Annotated in this window: 17 protein-coding genes and 2 pseudogenes; 9 read left to right on the forward strand and 10 right to left on the reverse strand. The window is 73.9% G+C overall.

The window, feature by feature from the left end; genetic code table 11:
- Positions 1–81: 81 nt before the first annotated feature.
- Both ACFV1W_RS06800 and ACFV1W_RS06805 read left to right on the forward strand, forming a co-directional pair.
- The gene (locus tag ACFV1W_RS06800; protein WP_380413774.1) at positions 82–1,686 is read left to right on the forward strand and encodes an alpha-amylase family glycosyl hydrolase; all 1,605 of its coding nucleotides are present in this window, start codon (positions 82–84) and stop codon (positions 1,684–1,686) included.
- Between the two features lie 130 nt (positions 1,687–1,816).
- Positions 1,817–2,893 carry a hypothetical protein gene (locus ACFV1W_RS06805; RefSeq protein ID WP_380413775.1) on the forward strand — a complete coding sequence of 359 codons (1,077 nt, stop codon included), beginning with the start codon at positions 1,817–1,819 and terminating at the stop codon, positions 2,891–2,893.
- Between the two features lie 151 nt (positions 2,894–3,044).
- Here the strand turns inward: ACFV1W_RS06805 and ACFV1W_RS06810 are convergent, their stop codons facing one another.
- Both ACFV1W_RS06810 and ACFV1W_RS06815 read right to left on the reverse strand, forming a co-directional pair.
- Entirely contained in the window at positions 3,045–3,806 is a 762-nt protein-coding gene (locus tag ACFV1W_RS06810) for a (2Fe-2S)-binding protein (protein WP_380413777.1), read from the reverse strand.
- A 171-nt stretch (positions 3,807–3,977) separates the two neighbouring features.
- The gene (locus ACFV1W_RS06815) at positions 3,978–4,460 is read right to left on the reverse strand and encodes a hypothetical protein (protein WP_380413778.1); all 483 of its coding nucleotides are present in this window, start codon (positions 4,458–4,460) and stop codon (positions 3,978–3,980) included.
- Positions 4,461–4,744: 284 nt separating this feature from the next.
- Between ACFV1W_RS06815 and ACFV1W_RS06820 the strand changes: the two genes are divergently transcribed.
- Positions 4,745–5,929, forward strand: a complete 1,185-nt coding sequence (locus tag ACFV1W_RS06820) for a sensor histidine kinase (protein WP_380413780.1) — start codon at positions 4,745–4,747, stop codon at positions 5,927–5,929.
- Positions 5,930–6,027: 98 nt separating this feature from the next.
- A complete protein-coding gene (locus ACFV1W_RS06825; protein WP_380413782.1) occupies positions 6,028–6,510 on the forward strand; it encodes a hypothetical protein in 483 nt (160 codons plus the stop codon).
- A gap of 3 nt (positions 6,511–6,513) precedes the next feature.
- Here the strand turns inward: ACFV1W_RS06825 and ACFV1W_RS06830 are convergent, their stop codons facing one another.
- The gene (locus tag ACFV1W_RS06830) at positions 6,514–7,068 is read right to left on the reverse strand and encodes a fibronectin type III domain-containing protein (RefSeq protein WP_380413784.1); all 555 of its coding nucleotides are present in this window, start codon (positions 7,066–7,068) and stop codon (positions 6,514–6,516) included.
- A gap of 120 nt (positions 7,069–7,188) precedes the next feature.
- Here ACFV1W_RS06830 and ACFV1W_RS06835 point away from each other — a divergent pair, with 120 nt between their 5' ends.
- Positions 7,189–7,830, forward strand: a complete 642-nt coding sequence (locus ACFV1W_RS06835) for a response regulator (RefSeq protein ID WP_380413786.1) — start codon at positions 7,189–7,191, stop codon at positions 7,828–7,830.
- 404 nt (positions 7,831–8,234) lie between these two features.
- Here the strand turns inward: ACFV1W_RS06835 and ACFV1W_RS06840 are convergent, their stop codons facing one another.
- Positions 8,235–9,914 carry a peptide-N4-asparagine amidase gene (locus tag ACFV1W_RS06840; protein ID WP_380413788.1) on the reverse strand — a complete coding sequence of 560 codons (1,680 nt, stop codon included), beginning with the start codon at positions 9,912–9,914 and terminating at the stop codon, positions 8,235–8,237.
- A gap of 323 nt (positions 9,915–10,237) precedes the next feature.
- Positions 10,238–11,140 (reverse strand): LysR family transcriptional regulator, encoded by a 903-nt coding sequence (locus ACFV1W_RS06845; RefSeq protein WP_380413790.1) that lies wholly within the window; start codon positions 11,138–11,140, stop codon positions 10,238–10,240.
- Between the two features lie 138 nt (positions 11,141–11,278).
- On the opposite strand from ACFV1W_RS06845, the gene ACFV1W_RS06850 reads away from it, so the two are divergent.
- A complete protein-coding gene (locus ACFV1W_RS06850) occupies positions 11,279–12,283 on the forward strand; it encodes a pseudouridine-5'-phosphate glycosidase (RefSeq protein WP_380413792.1) in 1,005 nt (334 codons plus the stop codon).
- A gap of 3 nt (positions 12,284–12,286) precedes the next feature.
- Positions 12,287–13,165, forward strand: coding sequence for a carbohydrate kinase family protein (locus tag ACFV1W_RS06855; protein WP_380413794.1), 879 nt, complete (start codon positions 12,287–12,289; stop codon positions 13,163–13,165).
- Positions 13,166–13,235: 70 nt separating this feature from the next.
- Here the strand turns inward: ACFV1W_RS06855 and ACFV1W_RS06860 are convergent, their stop codons facing one another.
- Together ACFV1W_RS06860 and ACFV1W_RS06865 are read right to left on the reverse strand one after the other, a co-directional pair.
- Complete coding sequence (locus ACFV1W_RS06860) at positions 13,236–15,044, reverse strand: helix-hairpin-helix domain-containing protein (protein WP_380413796.1); 1,809 nt, start codon at positions 15,042–15,044, stop codon at positions 13,236–13,238.
- Positions 15,045–15,126: 82 nt separating this feature from the next.
- The gene (locus ACFV1W_RS06865) at positions 15,127–15,828 is read right to left on the reverse strand and encodes a hypothetical protein (protein WP_380413798.1); all 702 of its coding nucleotides are present in this window, start codon (positions 15,826–15,828) and stop codon (positions 15,127–15,129) included.
- Positions 15,829–16,111: 283 nt separating this feature from the next.
- On the opposite strand from ACFV1W_RS06865, the gene ACFV1W_RS06870 reads away from it, so the two are divergent.
- Positions 16,112–16,735: an ArsR/SmtB family transcription factor gene (locus ACFV1W_RS06870; RefSeq protein ID WP_380413799.1), complete on the forward strand. Its 624-nt coding sequence runs from the start codon at positions 16,112–16,114 to the stop codon at positions 16,733–16,735.
- Complete coding sequence (locus ACFV1W_RS06875) at positions 16,732–18,159, forward strand: MFS transporter (RefSeq protein ID WP_380413801.1); 1,428 nt, start codon at positions 16,732–16,734, stop codon at positions 18,157–18,159. Before ACFV1W_RS06870 ends, ACFV1W_RS06875 begins: the two co-directional genes overlap by 4 nt.
- A 92-nt stretch (positions 18,160–18,251) precedes the next feature.
- On the opposite strand, the pseudogene ACFV1W_RS06880 reads toward ACFV1W_RS06875, so the two are convergent.
- From ACFV1W_RS06880 to ACFV1W_RS06890, 3 genes and pseudogenes are all read right to left on the reverse strand, one after another.
- Positions 18,252–18,602 (reverse strand): annotated as a pseudogene (locus ACFV1W_RS06880) (DUF6629 family protein); the annotation flags it as partial.
- 50 nt (positions 18,603–18,652) lie between these two features.
- The gene (locus ACFV1W_RS06885; protein ID WP_380413803.1) at positions 18,653–18,772 is read right to left on the reverse strand and encodes a DUF6629 family protein; all 120 of its coding nucleotides are present in this window, start codon (positions 18,770–18,772) and stop codon (positions 18,653–18,655) included.
- Between the two features lie 303 nt (positions 18,773–19,075).
- Positions 19,076–19,915 (reverse strand): annotated as a pseudogene (locus ACFV1W_RS06890) (DMT family transporter); the annotation flags it as partial.
- Between the last annotated feature and the right edge of the window lie 36 nt (positions 19,916–19,951).

The following is a 19,951-nucleotide window of genomic DNA, read 5'->3' on the forward strand; positions in this document are numbered from 1 at the left end:
AGAATCGGTGGCACCCGGCTCAGCCCGGCCCCTCGGCTCTCGGCCCTCACGGCCCCCGGACCCGGTAGGAGGACCCACCCCATGACCTCGACCCGCCCCGGCCCCGACTGGCTGGCCGACGCCGTCCTCTACCAGATCTACCCGCAGACCTTCGCGGACTCCGACGGCGACGGCATCGGCGACTTCGCCGGGATCGCCGAGCACCTCGACCACCTCTCCTGGCTCGGCGTGGACACCGTCTGGCTCAACCCCTGCTTCGCCTCGCCGTTCCGCGACGCCGGATACGACGTCACCGACTACCTCATCCCAGCCCCGCGCTACGGCCGCACCGAGGACCTGGTCGCGCTGGTCGAGGCGGCCCGCCGCAAGGGCATCCGCATCCTGCTCGACCTGGTCGCCGGGCACACCTCCGACCGCCACCCCTGGTTCCAGGCGGCCGCAGAGGATCCGGCCGACCACCGCTACATCTGGTCGGACCGGCAGGTGGACGGCTTCGTCGCCTCGCCCGGCAGCCGCCCCGGCTGGTACCTGCCGAACTTCTTCGACTGTCAGCCGGCACTCAACTTCGGTTATGCGCGTGGCAGTTCCGAGGAGCCGTGGCGCCAGCCGGTGGACGCCGAGGGCCCGCGTGCCAACCGGGCGGCGCTGCGCGGGATCATGGCGCACTGGCTGGGCCTCGGCGTGGCCGGCTTCCGGGTGGACATGGCGTACTCGTTGGTCAAGGACGACCCGGGCCGGGTCGAGACCGCCAAGCTCTGGACCGAACTGCGCGACTGGCTGGACCGCTCCCACCCCCGGGCCGCGCTCCTCGCCGAGTGGGGCGAGCCGGCCGCCGCCGTTTCGGCCGGATTCCACGCGGACTTCTTCCTGCACTTCGGCGGGGACGACCACGGCCTCCCACTGCGCTCGCTGTGGAACAACGGCGGCGGCACGGTGGAGGAGTTCTGGCAGCAGGGCCCGTGCTACTTCGAGGCCGAGGGGCGCGGCACCCCGCAGACCTTCCTGGACGCCTGGCGCTCGGCCGCCGAACTCACCGAGGGCAACGGGCACATCGTCCTGCCCACCGCAAACCACGACTTCTCACGGCTCGCCGCCGGCCCGCGCTCGGGCGAGCAACTCGCCCCCGCCTTCGCCTTCCTGTTCACCTGGCCGACCCTGCCCGCGGTGTACTACGGAGACGAGATCGGCATGCGCTACCTGCCCGGGCTGCCGGACGTCGAGGGCAGCGTGCTCGGGCCGCGCTACAACCGGGCGGGCTCCCGGACCCCGATGCAGTGGACGCCGGGCCCCTCGGCCGGCTTCTCCGCCGCGGCCCCCGAGCGGTTCTACCTTCCGGTGGACCCGGACCCGCGGCGCCCGGACGTGCTCTCCCAGCGCGCGGACCCGACGTCGCTGCTGCACACCGTCCGGCGGCTGATCGCGCTGCGCCGCGCCCACCCCGGGCTGGGCTCGTCGGGCGGGGTGGAGGTGCGGCACGCCGGGTACCCGCTGGTCTACGTCCGGTCGGGGCGGTACCTGGTCGTCGTGAACCCGCGCCGGGAGCCGGGGAGGGTCCGTCTGGCGGGCGACCCGGGCGGCGTGGGGGCGGTGGGTGCGGTGCGGCCGCTGGAGGTGCAGGGCGTGCGGGTGGTGGACGGCGAACTGCGGGCGGAGGGCTTCTCGTACGGCGTGTTCGAGCTGGGCTGAGCGGCCGCTCGGCCTTCCGGTCAAGAGCAGATGGTTGTAAGCTACATCCATAGATGGTTGCATTTGCCACCCGCATTGGTTGCATTTGCCACCTTGATCGGAAGTTTCACCGGAGGACGGTACGAACGCCATGAGCACACCCCAGACCACCGCCGCGGCGCCCACGCTGGGGCACTCGCTCAAGCACCTCGCCGTCCACCTGCTCACACCGCTGCTGATGTGCCTCGGCATGGCCCTCGCCTACCAGGGCGCCTTCCACCAGCCGGAACCGCACCACCTCAAGGTCGCCGTGGTCGGCTCCGGCCCCCAGGCGCACGGCTTGGCCCAGGCGATCCAGGGCAAGGCCGGCGACTCGCTGGACGTCCGCACCGTCGACGACCGCGCCGCCGCCGAGCAGCAGCTGCGCGACCGCGATCTGGTCGGTGCCTTCGTGCCCGACGCCAGGAGCCCCGAGCTGATCGTGGCCAAGGGCAACTCGGACACCTCGGTGGTGGCCGCGAGGGCGGTGTTCACCAACGTCACCGACAAGCAGGGCGTGCCGCTGCACGTCACCGACCTCACCACCCTCGCCAAGGGCGACCCGACCGGCCAGGGCCTGTTCTTCCTGCTGGTCGCGCTGAGCATCGGCTCCTACGCCAGCGTCGCGGCGATCGGCGCCGCCGGTGCCGGACTGAGCCTGCGGATCCGGGCGCTGGTCGGCGTGGCGGTCTCGCTGGTGGTCAGCGTGATCGGGATCGTCACCGCCGGGCCGGTCTTCCACGTCGTCGACCACGACTACGCCGCGATCTGGGCGCTCGGCTGGCTCTACTCCGCGGGCATAGTCCTGATCGGCATCGGTCTGCACAGCTTCCTGAGGAAGTGGACCACGCTCGCGCTGATGGTGCTGTTCGTGATGCTCAACTTCACCTCCTCCGGCGGCATCTACCGGCCCGAGCTGCAGAACGGGTTCTTCGGGGCCCTGCACGGTTTCTGGACCGGCGCCGGCTACCTGGAGGGTGCGCGCAGCATCATGTACTTCGACGGCGGGGCCGGGCTCGGCGGTCACGTACTGACCCTGGCGGTCTGGCTGCTGCTGGGCGGGGCGGCCCTGGTGGCCGCGGCGATGTACGAGGGCCGCGGACGCCGTTCGGCAGGGGCGTCGGTGGGGACGTCGTCGGAGGTGTCGGTGGAGGCCGAGGAGGAGATGGAGGAGGCGGTCGCGGTCTGAGGACCGTACGACCGCAGGGACCTCGAAGACTTCACCCGGCGCCACGGGCATCGCGCCGGGTGGGGACCGGCGGCCCGCGCCCGGCCTTGGACACGCCGGGCGCGGGCTCCTTTGCTCTTGACCTCGCTCTTGATCCCGCTCTTGGTCCGCTCTACTGCCGCCGGGCCGGTGGCCGGGTGAAGCAGCAGTCCCCGCAGAGCCCCGCGCCCGGGCCGATCCGGTAGTAGAGGCAGCAGCTCGTCCGCCGGAAAGCCGCCCCGCGCGGGCCGGTGAGCAGCGTGCCGGAACCCGTCAGAGGCGGACGGTCCAGTAGCTGCGCGACCAGTTCCCGGGCCGGGCCCGCTGCGTGGCTGTCCAGCACCCTGAGCGTGCCGGCCAGCGCCGAGGCGGCGTTGCCGCACAGCAGTCGCGCCGAGAGCGGTACGGCGGCGCGCACCGCTGCGGCCAGTGGCTCCAACTGGCCGATCAGGACGGCCCGATGGAGCTGATCGACGAGGCTCTCGGAGGTGGGACGGGCCGGTTCGGGTGGTGTCCAGAGGTCGATCGGCCCCTGGTCCGGGATCCGTACCCAGGCGCACTCCAGCGTCGGGACCGTCCCCAGCAGGACGGCCGACCCCAGGCCCACCGACCAGAAGCGGGCGGCCAGGCCGAGGTGCAGGATCGAGGCGGCGACCCGGAGTTCGGTCGTGCCCAGGCGCTGCGCCACCATCCGGACCCGGGCCGCGAGCGGGGCGTCCGGGCCGGTGCCGTACAGCTCGGGGAGGGGGCGGAAGCCCGGCGGCGGGGTGGTGGTTGCCGAGGTGTCGAGGGCGAAGTAGGGGCCGACGGAGGCGAGCCGGGTGTAGTCGGGGTGCCTCCCCCCGGCCGGGCCCCTCCCGTGACCGATCGACGGGTGCTGGGGCGCGGGGTTCAACGGCCTTCCCCTGTGTGGTCGTTGGACCCCGCGCCGGCTTCGGTCGGCCCGGGGGCGGTCGGGCGGTCGGGGAGCATCGGGGCCTCCAGGGATCCGGGTGATCGGGCGGATGGCGGCACCCGGCCCGGCCGGGTGCCGGAAGGCCCTGGTCGGGTGGTGTTCGGGCGGTGGTCAGCCGCGCACGGTGAAGTCGCCACCGGTTGTGCGGATGAACGGTACCGTGCCCTGGCAGTCCGCGACCGGTGCGCCGAAGAAGCCCCAGACCCAGCCGATCCGGTCCCCGTGCCGACCGTGGTCCTCGACCGAGAGCGCGACCTTCTGCCCCACCACCGGTTCGCCCGGGAACCACGGCACCTCGCCCTTGGTGACCACTCCGGTGGCGATGGCCTCCCGGCCGCCGACGGCCAGGCAGGTGATGTCCCCCTCGAAGTCGGCGACCAGCCGGCCGTCGGTGTGCACGTGGCGGACGTGGAAGTGTCCGCGGGTGGTCTCCGAGGGCTTGAGGGCGTCGGCGCGGGCGTCGATCGTGAACTGCACGGGATCGCCCTCGAAGGTGCTGAAGTTGGAGTCCAGGACGGTGTCGCCGGTGCCGTGCAGGCTCACGGACGCGTTGCCCGCGGCGGTCGGCGCCCCCGGAGGGACCGGTCTGCCCATGGGGGTCGGCTTCCCTGCGGGGGTCAGCCCCTTCGTCGTGGGGGCCGGTTCCCCGGCGGTGGCCGGGGTCGAGGTGGCGACCGTCGCGGCCAGGAGACAGAGTACGGCTGCGGTGACGGCGGGGCGGCGGTTCACGGTGGTTCGCCCTCCTGTGCGGGGTTGTTCCGACGGCATCGATTCTGGCCCGGGCGGGCGGGGCGAACCTCCCGCTGGAGAGGGGAGTTGTCTCCATCGCGGGGAGGATCCCCGCCTCCCCCGGGAGAGCTGCCCGTAGGCTCGGCGGTGTGCGTACCGATCCACCGATCCGCCCCGACCGGCTCCGGCGTTGGCCCGCCGTCACCGCCGCCCTCCTGCTGCTCGCGCCCGCCGCGCTCGCGCACCCGGGAGATCGCGGGGCGGCGCTGCTGCTCGCCCTGACGGCCGTGCTCGCCGCGGTGGTGGCGCTGCTGCCGTGGCCGCTCGGCCGGATCACGCTCGCCACCGCGGCCGGCGCGGCCGCCGGAGCCTCGCTGCTGGTCGACCTGTGTTACCCGGGGCCGTACCGACTGCCCGCGTTCTGGGTGCCGTTCGAATGGCTCGCGCTGATCGGCGTGCTCTTCCGAGCCCTCCGCAGGCTGCCCGACCGCTGGGCCGGGCCGATCGGCGCACTGGTCGGCCTCGCGGCCGTGGTGCTGCCGCTGCGCTTCGCCCTCCGGATGCCCCAGGGCGGCGCGGCCGGCCTAGTGGGCGGCGTGCTGTTCTCCCTGCTGCCGGTGCTCGGGGTCGCCGGGGCGAGCCTCTACCTGCGCGTCCTGGACGCCCGCCGGGAGCGGGCCGTGGCCGGGGCCAGGCGTGAGCAGCGGCTCGAAGTCGCGCGCGGGCTGCACGACTTCGTCGCCCACGAGATCACCGGCATCGTGCTGGAGGCCCAGGCCGGCCAACTCCCGGGCCAGGAAGCGGAGGAGACCGCCGCGCTGCTGCGACGGCTGGAGGAGGCGGGGCTGCGCGCGCTCGACTCGATGGACGAGATGGTGGGCGCGCTGCGCGAGGACCAGGAGGCGGCCGGAACCACGCGGCGTCTGGGCCTGGCCGATCTGCCGGAGCTGGTGGCCCGCTTCGGCACGAAGGGTGGCCCGCGCGCCACCGTCGACCTCGCGCCGGACGCCGCCGGACTGCTCACCGCCGAGGCCCAGGCCACCGCGTACGCCGTCGTCCTGGAGGCCCTGACCAACGTCCGCCGGCACGCCCCGCGGGCCACCGGGGTGACGGTCCGGGTGGCCCCCGAACCGGACGGCCGCGCGGTACGGCTGACCGTCGGTGACACGGGTGGGCCGGCCACCCGTGGGCTCCGCCCGCGCCGCCGCCCCGGCGCGGGCGGCACCGGCCTGGCCGGCCTGGCGGCCCGCACTGCCGCGCACGGCGGCACCCTGACCTCGGGCCCGCTCGACCCGTCGGGCTGGCAGGTGTGCTGCGTCCTGCCGGGGAGGTAGCGGCGACCCGTACCCCGGGTGTTCGCGGGGATGGGCGGAGCGCTAAGTTGAACGCGTTCAATCCTGAACGCGTTCAAAGCTCTGCTCGGGGGTATCGAATGAGCGAGTCTCTGCCTGCGCAGCCCGGCTATGCGGCCGAGGCCGAGCTGTTCGACCGGTCGGATGGACCGCGCGCGGAGCCCGTGCGGGGGCGGGTCGGGCCCAGCGGACGGGTGCTCGTCGCGCTGGCCGGTGTCGCGGGGGTGCCGTGGGCCGTTGCCGGGCGGGGGGAGGCCGGCTGGTTCTGGGTCCTGTTCGGCGGGTGGCTCGGGATGACCTTGCTGCCGCTGGCCGTACCGCGCGAGCCGGGGTTCCGGCGTGCCTGTCTCGGCGTCGGCTGGCTCCAGCTCGGGATCGGGTTCGCGTGCTCGATCCCGTTCGTCCTGATCCCGCTGCCGCTGCTCGTCTTGGCCTTCCCGTCCGGCGTCATGCTGCTGCTCACGGGCCGGCGGAACCGCGGTGCGGTGGGGACGGTGGCCGCCGCGCTGCTCGCGGCGGGCCCCATCGGGCTCCTCGCCCACGGCGGGTGGACGCACATGTAGGTGTCAGGACCCGGCGGCCGGGGCGCAGGCCGGAGCCCCCGGGCCGCCTGCCTGCGCCCCCTCGCTCGTGGACGGCGGCGTAGACGTGGTCCTTGTCGGGCCGCAGGCCGGTGATCCGGGCGTGGTGCACCTGGGCCTCGGTGCCGGAGTTGGCATGGCGTCCCGGTGGGTGCGGGTCTCGGCCTGCTCGGTCCGTCCGAAGCCGCCGTGCGAGGTCCCGTACACCACGCGGGGGTTGGAGACGGAGGAGGTGGTGTGCCAGGAGACCACGACCTGGCGCGAGGCGTCCGAGCCGAACTGCAGGTGCAGTCCGCCGACCCGCGGGGCGCCTGCCCAGCCCGGCCGCTCCCACAGCAGCGGGGAGGCGGCGGCGGGGGTGGCCGCGACGCCGGAGAGGTAGACGGCGCCGCCGAGGCTCAGGCCGGTCGCCCCGGCCAGGAGCCCGCACCGGCTGACGGACGGGCGGCCGGCGGGCGGGCGGCCGGACGGGTCGGCGAGCGGGCTGCCGGACGGGCTGGCGAGGTGACTGGCGGGGGGACGTCCGCTGGAAGCGCTCATGGCGGCCAGCCTCACCGGACGGAGGTGAACCGCGCCGGACCGCCGGCGTGAACTTTCCCGCGCACCGGGTGGTGCGGAAGACTGCCGGGCGTGACGAGTGCGAACGGTGAGTGTCCGCGGGTGATCCGGGTCTTGATCGCGGACGACCAGGAGGCGGTGCGGCGCAGCGTGCGGCGGATCCTGGAGGCCCAGCCGGACATCGAGGTGGTGGGTGAGGCCGTCGACGGGCTGGCCGCGCTGGAGCTGGCGGCCGAAGTGCGACCGGACGTCGCGCTGGTGGACATCCGGATGCCGAGGATGGACGGGCTGGAGGTGACCAGGCGGCTGTCCGGCTCGGTGCGGGTGGTGGTGCTGACCACCTTCGACCTGGACGAGTACGTCTACCCGGCGCTGCAGCACGGCGCGTCCGGGTTCCTGCTGAAGCGTTCCGGCCCCTCCTTGCTGGCCGAGGCGGTGCGGGCGGCGGCGGACGGGGAGAGCCTGATCAGCCCGTCGGTCACGGTCCGGCTGCTGAGGCACGTGACGGCGCCGCGCCGGCCCGCGCGGTCGGCCGCGCCGGTGGCGGCGCTGACCGAGCGGGAGGTGGAGATCGCCGGGCACGTCGCGGCGGGCCGTACCAACGCCGACATCGCGGCCGAACTGTTCATCTCCGCGGGGACGGTGAAGACCCACGTGGCCAGCATCCAGCGCAAGCTCGGCGTGGCGAACCGGGTCGGGATCGCGGTGCACGCCTGGGAGATGGGGTACCCGGTGCCGCAGTAGCGGCCATCCGTGCGGCCACGTCCGCAGGGTCCGCCCGCGCGGTCACGTCCGCACGAGCGCGTCCACGGAGCCGAGGGGATGCTCCGTGGACGCGCGGAACCTGCGAGGCGGGGGTGGCCTCCTCCGGACATGATGTCCTCGAAGGCCGGTAGTTCGATCGTCGACCGAGGTACCAGCGGCAGACCCTGATCCGTCTCGACCTGTCGCCACTGCCTCCTGCGGTCGAACTGCCTTCAGCTACCTCGCAGGTCCATCTCCCATCATGCGCCTCCCCCGGCGTGTGCGCCAGGGTCAACGGCTCGAATTCGGGCAAATTTCGCAAGTCGGGAACCGGTGTGCCCGGGCCCCGCGGCTCGGGCCGCCGCATGCGGCGCTCGGTCGCCGTCCGGAGCCTCGGCTGCCGCTCACGGCTTCGGCCAACCGTCCACGAAGCTCAGCGTCCGGTGGTACGGCCCGTCCGGCCCGGTGCTGCGGTAGTCCTCGGTGCTGCCGCCGGTGCGGACGGTGCGGTCGCCGTCGTGGCGCCGGGCGGTGGGTCGCAGGGTGTGGTCGACGGTGGAGCGCTCGGTGACGTGGTTGCCGGTCGAGGTGGTGGCCTCGCGGTGGTAGCCGAGGTCCATCGCGGTGTTCTGGTCGGTGTTCCCGGCGGCGTCGTGGATCACCTCGTAGGTGACGTCCAGTGGTTCACCCTCGTGCACGGTGGTGGTGCGGTGCGGCCCGCCGCCCCAGGTGGCGGTGGTGCGGGTGAGGTCGGTGCCGTTGTGCAGCGTCACGTCGTTGCCGCTGTCGCGCAGCTGCTGGGCGGAGCTGAACGCGAGGTCGTCGCGGACCTCGGTGGTGATCCGGCCGTGCGAGGTCTGCACCCAGCCGCGGGCGAGGTCGTGCCTTGCGGCGGTGACGGTCCAGTCGCCGCTGCCGCCGCCGTGGTCGGTGAGCTCGGTGCCGACGGCCGCCTCGGGGGCGACCCGGTACTCGGTGAGCTGCCCGGAGGTGCGGGCGGTGCCGTGGTCGACCTCGGCGAACAGGTTGACCTGACCGGTCCAGACGTCGTTGCTCTGCGCCTCGGCCGCGTTGACCGTGATGCCGAGGCTGTGCGGGCGTCCGTCGAGCAGCAGGCCGACGTACGGGGTGAGGTCGAGCCGGTAGGCGGGCAGGTCGAAGGCGAAGACGCCCGGGACCGGCCGCCACAGCAGCGGGTCCCAGCCGCCGGTGTAGATCACCGGGTAGGGCCAGACCGCGCCGGCCACCCGGCCGTCCACGGTGAGCCGCAGCTCGCGGAACGGTCCCTTGCCGCAGGCGCCGACCGACGGGTTGGCGGTGACGAAGGCGTCCGGTGCGGAGGCGTACGCGAACTCCTCGCAGGCGCCGCCGCCGCGGGCGTAGACCTCGGCGGTCAGGCGCTCCAGGTTCTGCGGGAAGGTGAGGTCCCTGCCGGTGCTCGGAGCGGTCTGGGTGAGCGCGAACGGGCCGGTGGTGAGGATCCGGTCCGCGCCTCGGGCGGCGGGCCAGCGATCGTTGGCGGTGTAGAAGGTCAGGCTCGCCGAGATCTTGTAGACGCCGGTGTAGGTGGTGTCGGTGACGTTGGCGAGGTCGAAGGAGAAGGGCTGCGGTCCGGCCTCGAACAACGGGGCGTAGCGGGTGAGATCGCGTTCGACGTTCCACTGGATGCCGTCCTTGGACGGCTCCGGGGTGGAGGACAGCAGTACCTGGACGCCGCCGATGCGGACGCTGAAGATCCGGTCGAACTGCCGCCCGGCGACCTGCCCGTGGAGGTCCAGGACCACGGAGGACCAGGGGCCGGCGCAGTCGGCCGGCGGGGTGAGGGTGGCGGTGTACGGGGTGTCCGGCGGGCTGCCGTAGCCGTTGCGGAACTCGCGGTCGTGCATCACGTCGACGGTGCAGGAGCGGGTGTCGGGGCGGGTGAGCGGCTTGGTGGCCGTGGTCGGGTCGTGGTAGTCGCTGCCGAAGTCGGCGTGGGCGGGAGCGGCGGCGGTGAGGGTGCCGGCCAGGGACAGGGCGACGGCGCCGATGAGTCCGGCGGCGCGGCGCGGCAGGGGAGTTCGGGCCGCGGACGGACGGGACATGGGCGGCCGGGACTCGGCGCGGCCGGGGGCCGGCGTTCGGGAGTCGGTCCGGCGGAGCAGGGGGCGCAGGGCCAAGGTGGATCCCCGGGGTCGTCGGGCGGCCCGTCGGCGCGCGACGGGCCCGGTGGGTGATCCGGGCATCCTTTCGGCGGTGGCATGTGAGCGTCAAGAGTCGCTTCCGGAGGTACTCCGGCCTGCACAACTCCTGTAGTTGCTGCGGCTCCTGTGGTCACTACGGCCGTTGTGGGCAGTGCGGCTGGTGCGGATCACTACAGCTGCTGTGGGCGCTGCCGGCTGTGTGGCTGCGGGAGGTCCCGTGGCCCCTACCGGTCCTCCAGCCTCGCCGCCTCCTGCCGGATCACGTTGCGCAGGGTAGCCAGCGGGGGCCGCCGGTCGTCCCTGCGCCACTGCATCTCCAGCGGCAGGGTGGCCCGCCCCTCCAGCCGTACGGTGGACACGTCCTCGGTGAGGTGGCCGGTCATCGAGCCGGGCACCAGCGAGAAGGCGCGGTTGCGAGCGAGCAGGTAGAGCCGGGAGCCGACGATCCGCGGCGGGCTGACCAGCACCGGCGGGTCGACTCCGTGGTCCGCGCACAGGCCGAGCACGTGGTCGTAGTACCGGGGGTGCTGCTCACGCGGCCACAACAGCAGCGGCAGGTCGCGCAGTTCGGCCAGCCGCAGGCTCGCCCGCGCGGCCAGCGGGTGGTCCCTGCCGAGGGCGACCAGGACCGGCTCGTCGGCAATCCGCTCCAGCTGGTAGCCGGGTACGTCCTCCAGGAAGCGGCCGAGGCCGATGTCGGCGAGCTCGCCGGCCAGGGTCGTCGAGACCTGCCCGGTGTCGACGGCGAGTTCGGCGGTGTCCAGCGTGGGCAGCTCCTGCTCGGCGCGGCTGACCACGGCGGGCAGCAGTCGGTTCACCACGCTGGGCGAGGCGACGATCCTGGCCGTCCCCAGCCGGGATTCCTCGTGCAGCCGGACCCGGGTCAGCAGCGCCCCGGCCTGTTCGAGCAGCCGTGCGCTCTCGGCTGCCATCACCTCGCCGGCCCCGGTCAGCGCGACCGAGCGGCGACTGCGGTCGAACAGCTCGACGCCGACGGTCCGCTCCAAGCGGGCGACCTCCTGGCTGACCGTCGGCTGCGAGATGTGCAGTCGCTCGGCGGCCCGGCCGAAGTGCAGCGTCTCGGCGACGGTCAGGAAGACCTCCAGCTGACGCAACGTGAAGCCCATGGGGATCATCCTAGGGCGAACCAATAGGTGATCGTCTATCAAAACCACCAGTACTCTTTCTGGTTTCCGATCCGAACCCTCCCTACGCTGATCGTCACGTTGCCCCACCGCCGTGGCATCTCACAGGAAGCTCGCATCATGACCGGACAGCCCGCCAGCACCGCCAGCACCGCCGACCCCGCCGGCACCCCCGCCATCCGGATCTCCGAGGAGGTCGCGCAGGCCGTCGCCGACGGCCGTCCCGTGGTCGCCCTGGAGTCGACGATCTTCACCCACGGCCTGCCGCGGCCCCGCAACCTGGCGGTCGCGCTGGAGGCCGAGAAGCAGCTGCGCGGAGCGGGCGTCGTCCCGGCCACCGTCGGCGTGCACGCCGGCGTCCCCACGGTCGGTCTGAGTACGGAGCAGATCACCGAACTGGCCGCCGCCGACGGTCTGGACAAGGTCAGCCTGCGCGACCTGCCCGTGATCGCCGCGCTCGGCCGCCACGGCGGCACCACCGTCGCCGCCACCGCCTTCCTCGCCCACCGCGCGGGCGTGCGGGTCTTCTCCACCGGCGGCCTCGGCGGCGTCCACTTCGGCGCCTCGGAGAGCTTCGACGAGTCCGCCGACCTGACCACCCTGGCCGCCACGCCGGTCACCGTGATCAGCGCCGGCGTGAAGTCCATCCTCGACATCCGGGCCACTCTGGAGCGCTTCGAGACCCTCAACATCCCGGTCATCGGCTACCGCACCACCAAGTACCCCGGCTTCTACGTCACCGACTCCGGACACGAGATCAACTTCGCCGTCCAGTCGCCCGAGGAGGCCGCGGCCGTCATCGACGCCCGCGACCGGCTCGACCTGCCGCAGGCCGTCCTGATCGCCAATCCGGTCGACCCCGCCAAGCAGCTGCCGCCGGAGGAACTGGACGGCATCCTGGCCCGCGCCTGGTCCGAGGCCGAACGCCGGGGCATCACCGGAAACGCCTCCACCCCGTTCCTGCTCGACCACATCCAGCGCGACACCGAAGGCCGCAGCCTGGAGGTCAACGTCGAGGTCTACCGGGGCAACGTCCGCCTCGGCGGCGAGATCGCCACCGCCCTGGCCGCCCGGTCCGGTGCCGCCCGGTCCGGTGGGCCCGCCGCCGCGTCCTCCGGGGCCTGACCCGTGCTCGGGGTGCTCGGCGACCTCGTCGAGGACATCGTGGTGTGGGCCGACGGCCCGCTGCGCCACGGCACCGACTCCGGGGCCCGGGTGTTCCGCCGGCGCGGCGGCAGCGCAGCCAACGTCGCCTGCTTCGCCGCCGGGCAGTGCCCGGTCCGCTTCCTCGGCTGCGTCGGTGCGGACGCGGTCGGGGACGGCATCGTCGCCGAACTCGGTGGCCACGGCGTGGACGTACGGGTGCAGCGGCACGGCCGGACCGGCAGCGTCGTGGTGCTGATCGACCCGGACGGCGAGCGCACCATGCTGCCCGACCGCGGCGCCGCCAAGCTGCTGGAGCGCGTCCCGGACGAGTGGCTGGCCGGCCTGACGCACCTGCACGTGCCCGGCTACTCCTTCGACGGCGAGCCGGTCGGTCGGACGGCGGCCGACGCGCTCGCCCGGGTCCGCCGGGCGGGCGGCGCCACCTCGGTGGACGCCTCCTCCACCGGGATGCTGGAGCAGTTCGGGCGGGAGCGGTTCCTCGCCCTGCTGGCCGGGTTGGCGCCGACCTTCGTGTTCGCCAACCGCTCCGAGTCCGCCTTCCTCGGTCTGCTGGTGGACGGCCTGCCGGGGCCGGAGCGCGCCCGGCTGGCGGCCACGACGGTGGTCACCAAGTCGGGGGCCGAACCGACGGCGGTCGACGTGCCGGGCGAGGGCCTGTTCACCGTGCCGGTGCCGCCGGTCGCCGAGGTGCGCGACCTCACCGGCGCCGGGGACGCCTTCGCCGCCGGTTTCCTGGCCGGGTTCCTGGACACCGGGGACCTGCGGTCGGCGACCGGGCTCGGGCACCGCAGTGCGGCCCGGGTGCTGGGCTCGCCGGGGGCTTCGCTCGGCGGGTGCTGACCGGGGCCGGCAGGCGTGGGCTGTGGGGTGTCGTGCCGTGCGGCCGGCCAGGGGCGCCACATCCGTAGTGCTACTTCTGCAGTGCGTCCTTGCGGAGGAAGCGCTTCAGCCTCTGCCACGTCCAGGCGTTGATCACGTCCTCGGCGGTGAGCCAGCCGCGCTGCGCCGTACCGATGCCGAAGCGCGGGTAGGCGAGGTGGCCGGTGGCGTGCGCGTCGCTGTCGATCGAGAAGCGCACGCCGTGCCGCTTGGCCCGCAGGACGTCCTCGTCGCGCAGGTCGAGCCGCTGCGGGGAGCTGTTGATCTCGATCGCGGTCCCGGTGCGCGCGGCGGCTTCGAACACCGCGTCCAGGTCGACGTCGATCGGTCCGCGCCGCCCGATCCGCCGGGTGGTGAGGTGGCCGATGATGTGGACGTACGGGTTCTCGCAGGCGCGGATCAACCGGCGGGTCTGGGCGGCGCGGTCGAGGTTGAAGTGCGAGTGCACGGAGGCCACGCAGACGTCGAAGCCGGCCAGGAACTCGGGCGGCCAGTCCACGCCCCCGTCCGGGCCGATGTTCAGCTCGGTGCCGTGCAGCAGGCGCAACTTCTTGTGGCGGTCGGCGAGTCGGCGCAGTTCCTCGCGCTGCGCGAGCATCTTCTCGTCGGTCATCCGCTGCATCACCAGGTCCGGAGCGTGATCGGTGACGGCGTAGTAGGAGTAGCCGCGGGCCGCGGCCGTGTCGATCATCTCGGTGAGGGTGGCCAGGCCGTCGGTCAGGTCGGTGTGGGTGTGCAGGTCCCCGCGAAGGTCCGACTCCTCGATGAGGTCCGGGAGTTCGCCGTTCAGCGCGGCCTCGATCTCGCCGCGGTCCTCGCGCAGCGTCGGCGGGATCCACGGCAGGCCGAGGGCGGCGTACACCTCGTCCTCGGTCGCGGACACCACCTTGACGCCCTCCGTCCTCGCGCCCGGCCCGCCGCCCACCTTCGCGGCCCTCGCGCCCTTCGCCCCCCTGGCGCCCCTGGGTGCGGCGCCGTCGACCTCGAACAGGCCGTACTCGGAGAGCTTCAACCCGGCCCGCACCGCCATCGTGCGGAGCTTGATGTTGTGCGCCTTCGAGCCGGTGAAGTAGACCAGCGCGGCGCCCCAGTCCTCCTCCGGGACGACCCTCAGGTCCACCTGGATCCCCTGGGTGGTGAGGACCGAGGTCTTGGTCGGCCCGCTGCCGATCACCTCGGCCACGTACGGCAGTCCGGTGAGCGCTGCCATCAGCGGGGCGGAGTCGGCGGCGGTCGCCAGCACGTCGATGTCGCCCACCGTCTCGCGCATCCGGCGCAGCGAACCCGCGTACGCGCAGTGGGTGCAGCCCGGGACGGCCGAGAGCGCCTCGACCAGCTGCTCGGCCAGCTCGGTGGCGGTGTCGAGCAGGGTCCGTCCGCCGGACTGCCGCATCAGCTCGATGCCGTGGAGGATCTTCTCACCGCTGCGCTCACCGAAACCGGCCACTCCGGTCAGCTTGTCGGCGCGGATCGCCCCGGCGAGTTCGTCCACGGAGGAGATGCCGAGGTCGCGGTGGAGGGCGAGGGCGCGCTTGGGGCCGACGCTGGGGACGGCCATCATCTCCCGTACGCCGGAGGGGATCTTGGCGCGCAGGGACTCCAGCGCGGGGATCCTTCCGGTGGCGAGGTACTCGGCGATCTTCTCGGCGGTGGACTTGCCGACGCCGGGGATCTGCTGCAGTCCCTTGACGTCCAGGTCGGCCAGGTCCTCGGGGTGGCCGCCGACGGCTCGGGCGGCCTTCTCGTAGGCGCGGGCCCGGAAGGCGTCCCCGCCGGTGATGTTGATCAGGTCGGCGTACTCCTGGAGCAGCTCCCTGACCTGGTCGTTGAGCCGGGGCATGGGGCAAGTCTAGGTTCGGCGGCCGCCGTTCGCCGTGCGGCGCCGGCTGACGGGCGGCGCCGGCGGATCAGCGGCGGGCCGATCAGTCGTAGGCGACCGTCAGCAGCAGCACCACGGTCAGGCCGCCGCCGGGTGTCGGCTCGACCGCGAGCCGTCCACCCGCCGCGAGCACCAGGCTGTGCAGCGCCGGGCCGACCGGCCCGGACGGCCGCACGCCCGCGAGCAGCCATTCGCGGGCCGCGGGCGGCTCGTACGCGCCGCGGTCGGAAATTCGTATCTCCACTCGTTCGCGGCCGCGCGCGGCGGCCCGGCTCCGCCCGGTTCCGGTCCGGGGCGCCGCCGGTCCGGTGCGCCCGATGTCGGCCCGGACCAGTACCCGGCCGCCCAGCGGGCTGCGCCGGATCGCGTGGTCGACCAGCGCGGCCACCGCGGCCTCCATCCGGCGGGCGTCCCCGGCCACCACCGGCAGCCCCGGCGCCAGGCGGACCGTGACGGCCGCCGCCCGGCCGCCCCCGCGCACCACCCGGCGCACCACCTCGGCGACCTGGACGTGCCGCGCCTGCGGCTCGCACCCGGCCTGACGGCCGGTCCAGCGCAGTTGGTCGAGCTCCGTCCGGGAGAGCGTCCTGGGCCCGGCCATCGCGAACGGCGGGTGCGGCCCGAGGCCGTCCGGAGTGCCCGTACCGCCCTTGCGTTCGGCGCCGCCCGTGCCGCCCGTGCCGCCGAGCGCGCCGAGCGCCCGGGCCCCCGAAGCGACGTAGCCCCAGAGCTTCCCGCGTGCCATCGCCCTGCCCCTCGTGCCTGACCGGCGGCCGTCATCGAGTCCGCGGCCGACCGGGGCGGGCCGCGTCCCCGGCCCTGCTGCCAGCCTGCTCCTCCTACGCCCGGGTGACAATCCGGCTCCGGGACGCGAACCGGGGCCCTGCCCCCGCCGAGCGGCGGGTGGGTGATCCGCCGACCGGCGGGGACGGTCGCTCGGGGCACACAGGTGTTCGCTCGGCGACCGCAAGGAAGAGCTTGCAAAAAAAGCTTTGCAAATGGATCTTTGCAGTCCTAGGCTCCTGGCCATGACCGAAGACCGCGGCTGGATGCACAGTGACGACCCGCACGTCGTCCTCACTGCCAAGGGCATGAAAGCGATGGCCCATCCCGTGCGGATGCAACTGGTCGGGCTGCTGCGCAAGCACGGCCCGTCCACGGCGACCAGGCTCGCCGAGCAGCTGGGGCTCAACTCCGGAGCCACCAGCTACCACCTGCGCCAGCTCGCCGCCGCGGGCTTCGTCGAGGAGGACGAGGAACGCGGCAACGCCCGGGAGCGGTGGTGGCGTTCGGCGCACCGGATGACGGTCTGGACGGGCGAGGACATGGCGGACGAGGAGCCCGAGACGGCCGTCGGGTTCCTGCGCGCCGTGCTGGCCGGCCACACCCTGGCCGGGCAGCGCGTGCTCGACTCCTTCGAGACGATGCCCAGGGATTGGCGCAAGGCGATCGACTTCAGCGACGTGCTGCTGCAGATCACGCCGGGCGAGGCCGAGCAGCTGACCGCGGAGCTCTCGGCGGTCCTGCGGCGCTACCGGCGGGTCGGCGCCGAGGGGCCGGTGCCGGAGGGCAGTGAGCAGGTCTCCGTCGTGGTCCACGTGCTGCCCGACGCCCAGGGGCTGTCCGAACCGGGTGAGGGGAGAGCCGAATGACCACCGCCACCGTCGCCACTGCGCCGGTGCGCAGCCTGCGGCCGCTGGTCGGGGTGCTCGCCGCCACGGCGGTCTCCCTGACGGGGACACGGGTCTCCGCCATCGCCCTGCCCTGGTTCGTGCTGGCCACCACCGGCAGCGCCACCCTGACCGGCCTGGTCGCCTTCGCCGAGATGACGCCGTACGTGGTGGTCAAGGCGCTGACCGGGCCGGTGGTCGACCGGCTCGGGCCGCGCGTGGTGTCCTGGACGACGGACGCGGTGAGCGCCGTCGCGGCCGGGCTCGTCCCGTCGCTGCACGCCCAGGGGCTGCTGCCGTTCTGGACTCTGCTGGCGATGGTCGCCGTGATCGGTGCGATGCGCGGGCCCGGGGACCTGGCCAAGTCGGTCATGGTCCCGGAGGCGGCCGACCACGCCCGGGTGCCGATGGAGCGGGCCACCGGGCTGTCCGGCGTCACCGAACGGCTGGCCTCCACGATCGGACCGGCGGTGGGTGGCGGGCTGGTCGCTGTGGTGGGGCCGCTCGCGGGGCTGGCGGTCAACGCGGGCACCTTCGCGCTCGGGTCGCTGATCATCGCCCTGGCGCTGCCGTCGGGCACGGGGCGTTCGGCCGTCCCGGTCGCAGCGCCGGCCCCGGACGCGGGTGCGGCCCCGGACGGGGGTGCGGGCCCGGGTGCGGGCCTGGTTCCGGCGGAGGCGGACCAGCCGGGCAGCGGCTACTGGCGGATGTTCCGGGAGGGCTTCGGCTTCCTCCGCGCCGAGCCGCTGCTGCTCACCGTGACCGTCATGGTCGGCATCACCAACCTGCTCGACGCGGGGTTCTCGACCGTCCTGTTGCCGGTCTGGGCCCGGGAGTCCGGCAACGGCCCGGCCGCGCTCGGGCTGCTCGGCAGTGTCCTGGGCGTCACCGCGGTGGCCGGCAGCCTGGTCGCGGCCGCGCTCGCCCACCGGCTGCCCCGCCGTACGGTCTTCTTCGTCGGCTTCCTGCTCGCCGGTGCGCCCCGCTTCCTGGTGCTCGCGCTGGACGCGCCGATGTGGGCGGTGGTCGCGGTCTTCGCCGTGGGCGGCTTCGGCTCCGGATTCCTCAACCCGATCCTCGGCGCGGTCCTCTTCGAACGGGTGCCCCGACACCTGCTCGGCCGCGTCCACGCCCTCGGTGACTCCCTGGCCTGGGCCGGCATCCCGCTCGGCGGCGTCCTCGCGGGCGCGGCCGTCGCGCTGGTGGGTCTGATACCCGGCCTGCTCACGGCCGGGGTGCTGTACTTCGCCACCACCACGCTGACCGGCCTGCGGCCGGAGTGGCGGGAGATGGACCGCCAGCGCGGGCACGGGCGTGCCGAGGCCGATGAGCTGGTGACGGAAGGCACGGAGGCCACGGAGGTCACGGGCGTCGCGGGCGTCACGCTGGAGGCGGCACGGCCGTAGCGGTCGGGCTTCGAGCGACGGACGGCGCCCGGACGGACCGCGAACCACCGTTCAGCGACGGTTCGAGGGCCGGGTGCCCTGCAGCGGAGGAGCAGGAGGCTGGCCAAGGCAGCGAGGGCGCACCAGGTGGAGGCGAACGCGAACCGCCAGAGCGGGGCGCAGAGTACGGCGCCCGCTCCGGTGGCCAGGCCGAGGCGGAGCAGACGGTCTCCACTGACCAGGAGGGAGCCGACCGTGATGAGCAGATAGCCGGCGAACAGGAGTGGCCGGGTGGGGGTGTCGATGGCGCAACCGGGGGTGCGGCCGTGCCGGTCGGCCGTCACCGGGTGGGCAGCGACGTCGGCTGCGGGCGGGATCGCGATCGCTACGCCCAGTAGGGCCGGCAGGGCGAGCACGCGGCGACGGTTGAGGCCGGCCGGTGCCCGGGCTCGTGGGCCGCGCACCGTACCCCGGTGGGAACCGGGACGGGCAACAGCGGCAAGGCGATCACCGCTCAGGCGGCACGGACCGTCACGGTGACGGCCGACGGCAGCTCACCGTCCGTGCCGAGCCAGACGGGTGCCTCGATCAACTGGTGCACGCCCAGCACCAGCGGGAGCGCGGCGCGCGGCATGCGCTGCGGTCGCCCCGCCGCCGGGCGCGCACCAGGGACAGGCCACGCCGACGCCCGCGACCGCCCCGCCGACCACGGCGTCCGCCTGGGCACTCCGGCACGTCGGTCCGCCTACTCGCGCTTCCGGTTCGCGTCAGCGCCGGAGCCGGTGCCCTCACAGCGGTCACGGGCGCCGTCCCCGGCGACGCTGCTGTCGCTGTCGCGGCCGCCGGTTTCGCCGTTGTCCCGGTCCGGGCCGGCGGCACTTCCCGACTCGTCCTCCGGTGAAGCACCGATGCTCTCCAGGGTGTCCCGGACAGTTCCGGGCATCGCCGGATGCCGGCCGATCACGATCACTCCGATCACGATCGCCACCAGCCCGGCCACCTCCCAGACCAGCGCCCCCGGGGTGACCCGCAGCCGGTCGCCGAGGAAGCCGACCGCGCAGGCGATCCCCGACAGTGGCTGGGCGGCGGTCAGCGCGGGCAGCGACATCCGCAGTGGCGCGGCCTCGAAGGCGCTCTGCACCAGCAGCAGCCCGACCACGCCCGCCACCATGACCGCGTACGGCTGCCAGGTGCGCAGCACCACCGCCAAGCCGCTGTGGCCGAGGTGCTGGGTGGTGGTGCGGGTCAACGCGTCCTGGAGGCCGTAGAGCAGTCCGGCGGCGAGGGCCAGCAGGGTGGCCTCCTCGAACAGCGGCAGCCGCCGGGCGAGCGCGACCAGCAGCAGGGTCAGCCCGACCACCGTGCCGACCACCAGCCAGTGGCGCAGTTCCCCGGCGGGTGGACCGCCCCCGGTCGGCTGCCCGGCCACGATGAACGCCGTCACCCCGAGGCCCAGCAGCAGGACCCCGGCCCAGCCGGAGCGGCCGAGGGTCTGATGGGTCAGCACCCGGGAGAGTGCCATGGCGAAGAGCAGGTTGGTCGTGAGCAGCGGCTCGACCAGCGACACCTCGCCCTGGTTCAGCGCGAGCGCGGAGAGGAGCAGGCCGCTGACCATGAATCCGGTGCCGAGCAGCCACTCGGGCATCCGCAGCAGATCCAGCAGCAGGCGCCAGCGCAGCATGTCGGTACGCGGGGCCCGTTGCGCCGCGTGCTGCTGGAGCACGAAGCCGAGCCCCAGACAGCAGGCCGCGCCCAGAGCGAGGAGGAAGACCGCCACGGAGGGACCACCAGTTGTCGCTGCCCCGCGCCGCGC

The sequence above is a fragment of the Kitasatospora sp. NPDC059648 genome, assembly GCF_042734825.1.
Taxonomy (GTDB): Bacteria; Actinomycetota; Actinomycetes; order Streptomycetales; family Streptomycetaceae; genus Kitasatospora.

Coding starts and splice junctions, on each gene's coding strand:
- ACFV1W_RS06865 (WP_380413798.1), bottom strand. CDS start 15,828: ATGGCACGCGGGAAGCTCTGGGGCTACGTCGCTTCGGGGGCCCGGGCG.
- ACFV1W_RS06800 (WP_380413774.1), top strand. CDS start 82: ATGACCTCGACCCGCCCCGGCCCCGACTGGCTGGCCGACGCCGTCCTC.
- ACFV1W_RS06860 (WP_380413796.1), bottom strand. CDS start 15,044: ATGCCCCGGCTCAACGACCAGGTCAGGGAGCTGCTCCAGGAGTACGCC.
- ACFV1W_RS06875 (WP_380413801.1), top strand. CDS start 16,732: ATGACCACCGCCACCGTCGCCACTGCGCCGGTGCGCAGCCTGCGGCCG.
- ACFV1W_RS06840 (WP_380413788.1), bottom strand. CDS start 9,914: ATGTCCCGTCCGTCCGCGGCCCGAACTCCCCTGCCGCGCCGCGCCGCC.
- ACFV1W_RS06850 (WP_380413792.1), top strand. CDS start 11,279: ATGACCGGACAGCCCGCCAGCACCGCCAGCACCGCCGACCCCGCCGGC.
- ACFV1W_RS06870 (WP_380413799.1), top strand. CDS start 16,112: ATGACCGAAGACCGCGGCTGGATGCACAGTGACGACCCGCACGTCGTC.
- ACFV1W_RS06885 (WP_380413803.1), bottom strand. CDS start 18,772: ATGCCGCGCGCCGCGCTCCCGCTGGTGCTGGGCGTGCACCAGTTGATC.
- ACFV1W_RS06830 (WP_380413784.1), bottom strand. CDS start 7,068: ATGAGCGCTTCCAGCGGACGTCCCCCCGCCAGTCACCTCGCCAGCCCG.
- ACFV1W_RS06845 (WP_380413790.1), bottom strand. CDS start 11,140: ATGGGCTTCACGTTGCGTCAGCTGGAGGTCTTCCTGACCGTCGCCGAG.
- ACFV1W_RS06815 (WP_380413778.1), bottom strand. CDS start 4,460: ATGGGCAGACCGGTCCCTCCGGGGGCGCCGACCGCCGCGGGCAACGCG.
- ACFV1W_RS06805 (WP_380413775.1), top strand. CDS start 1,817: ATGAGCACACCCCAGACCACCGCCGCGGCGCCCACGCTGGGGCACTCG.
- ACFV1W_RS06825 (WP_380413782.1), top strand. CDS start 6,028: ATGAGCGAGTCTCTGCCTGCGCAGCCCGGCTATGCGGCCGAGGCCGAG.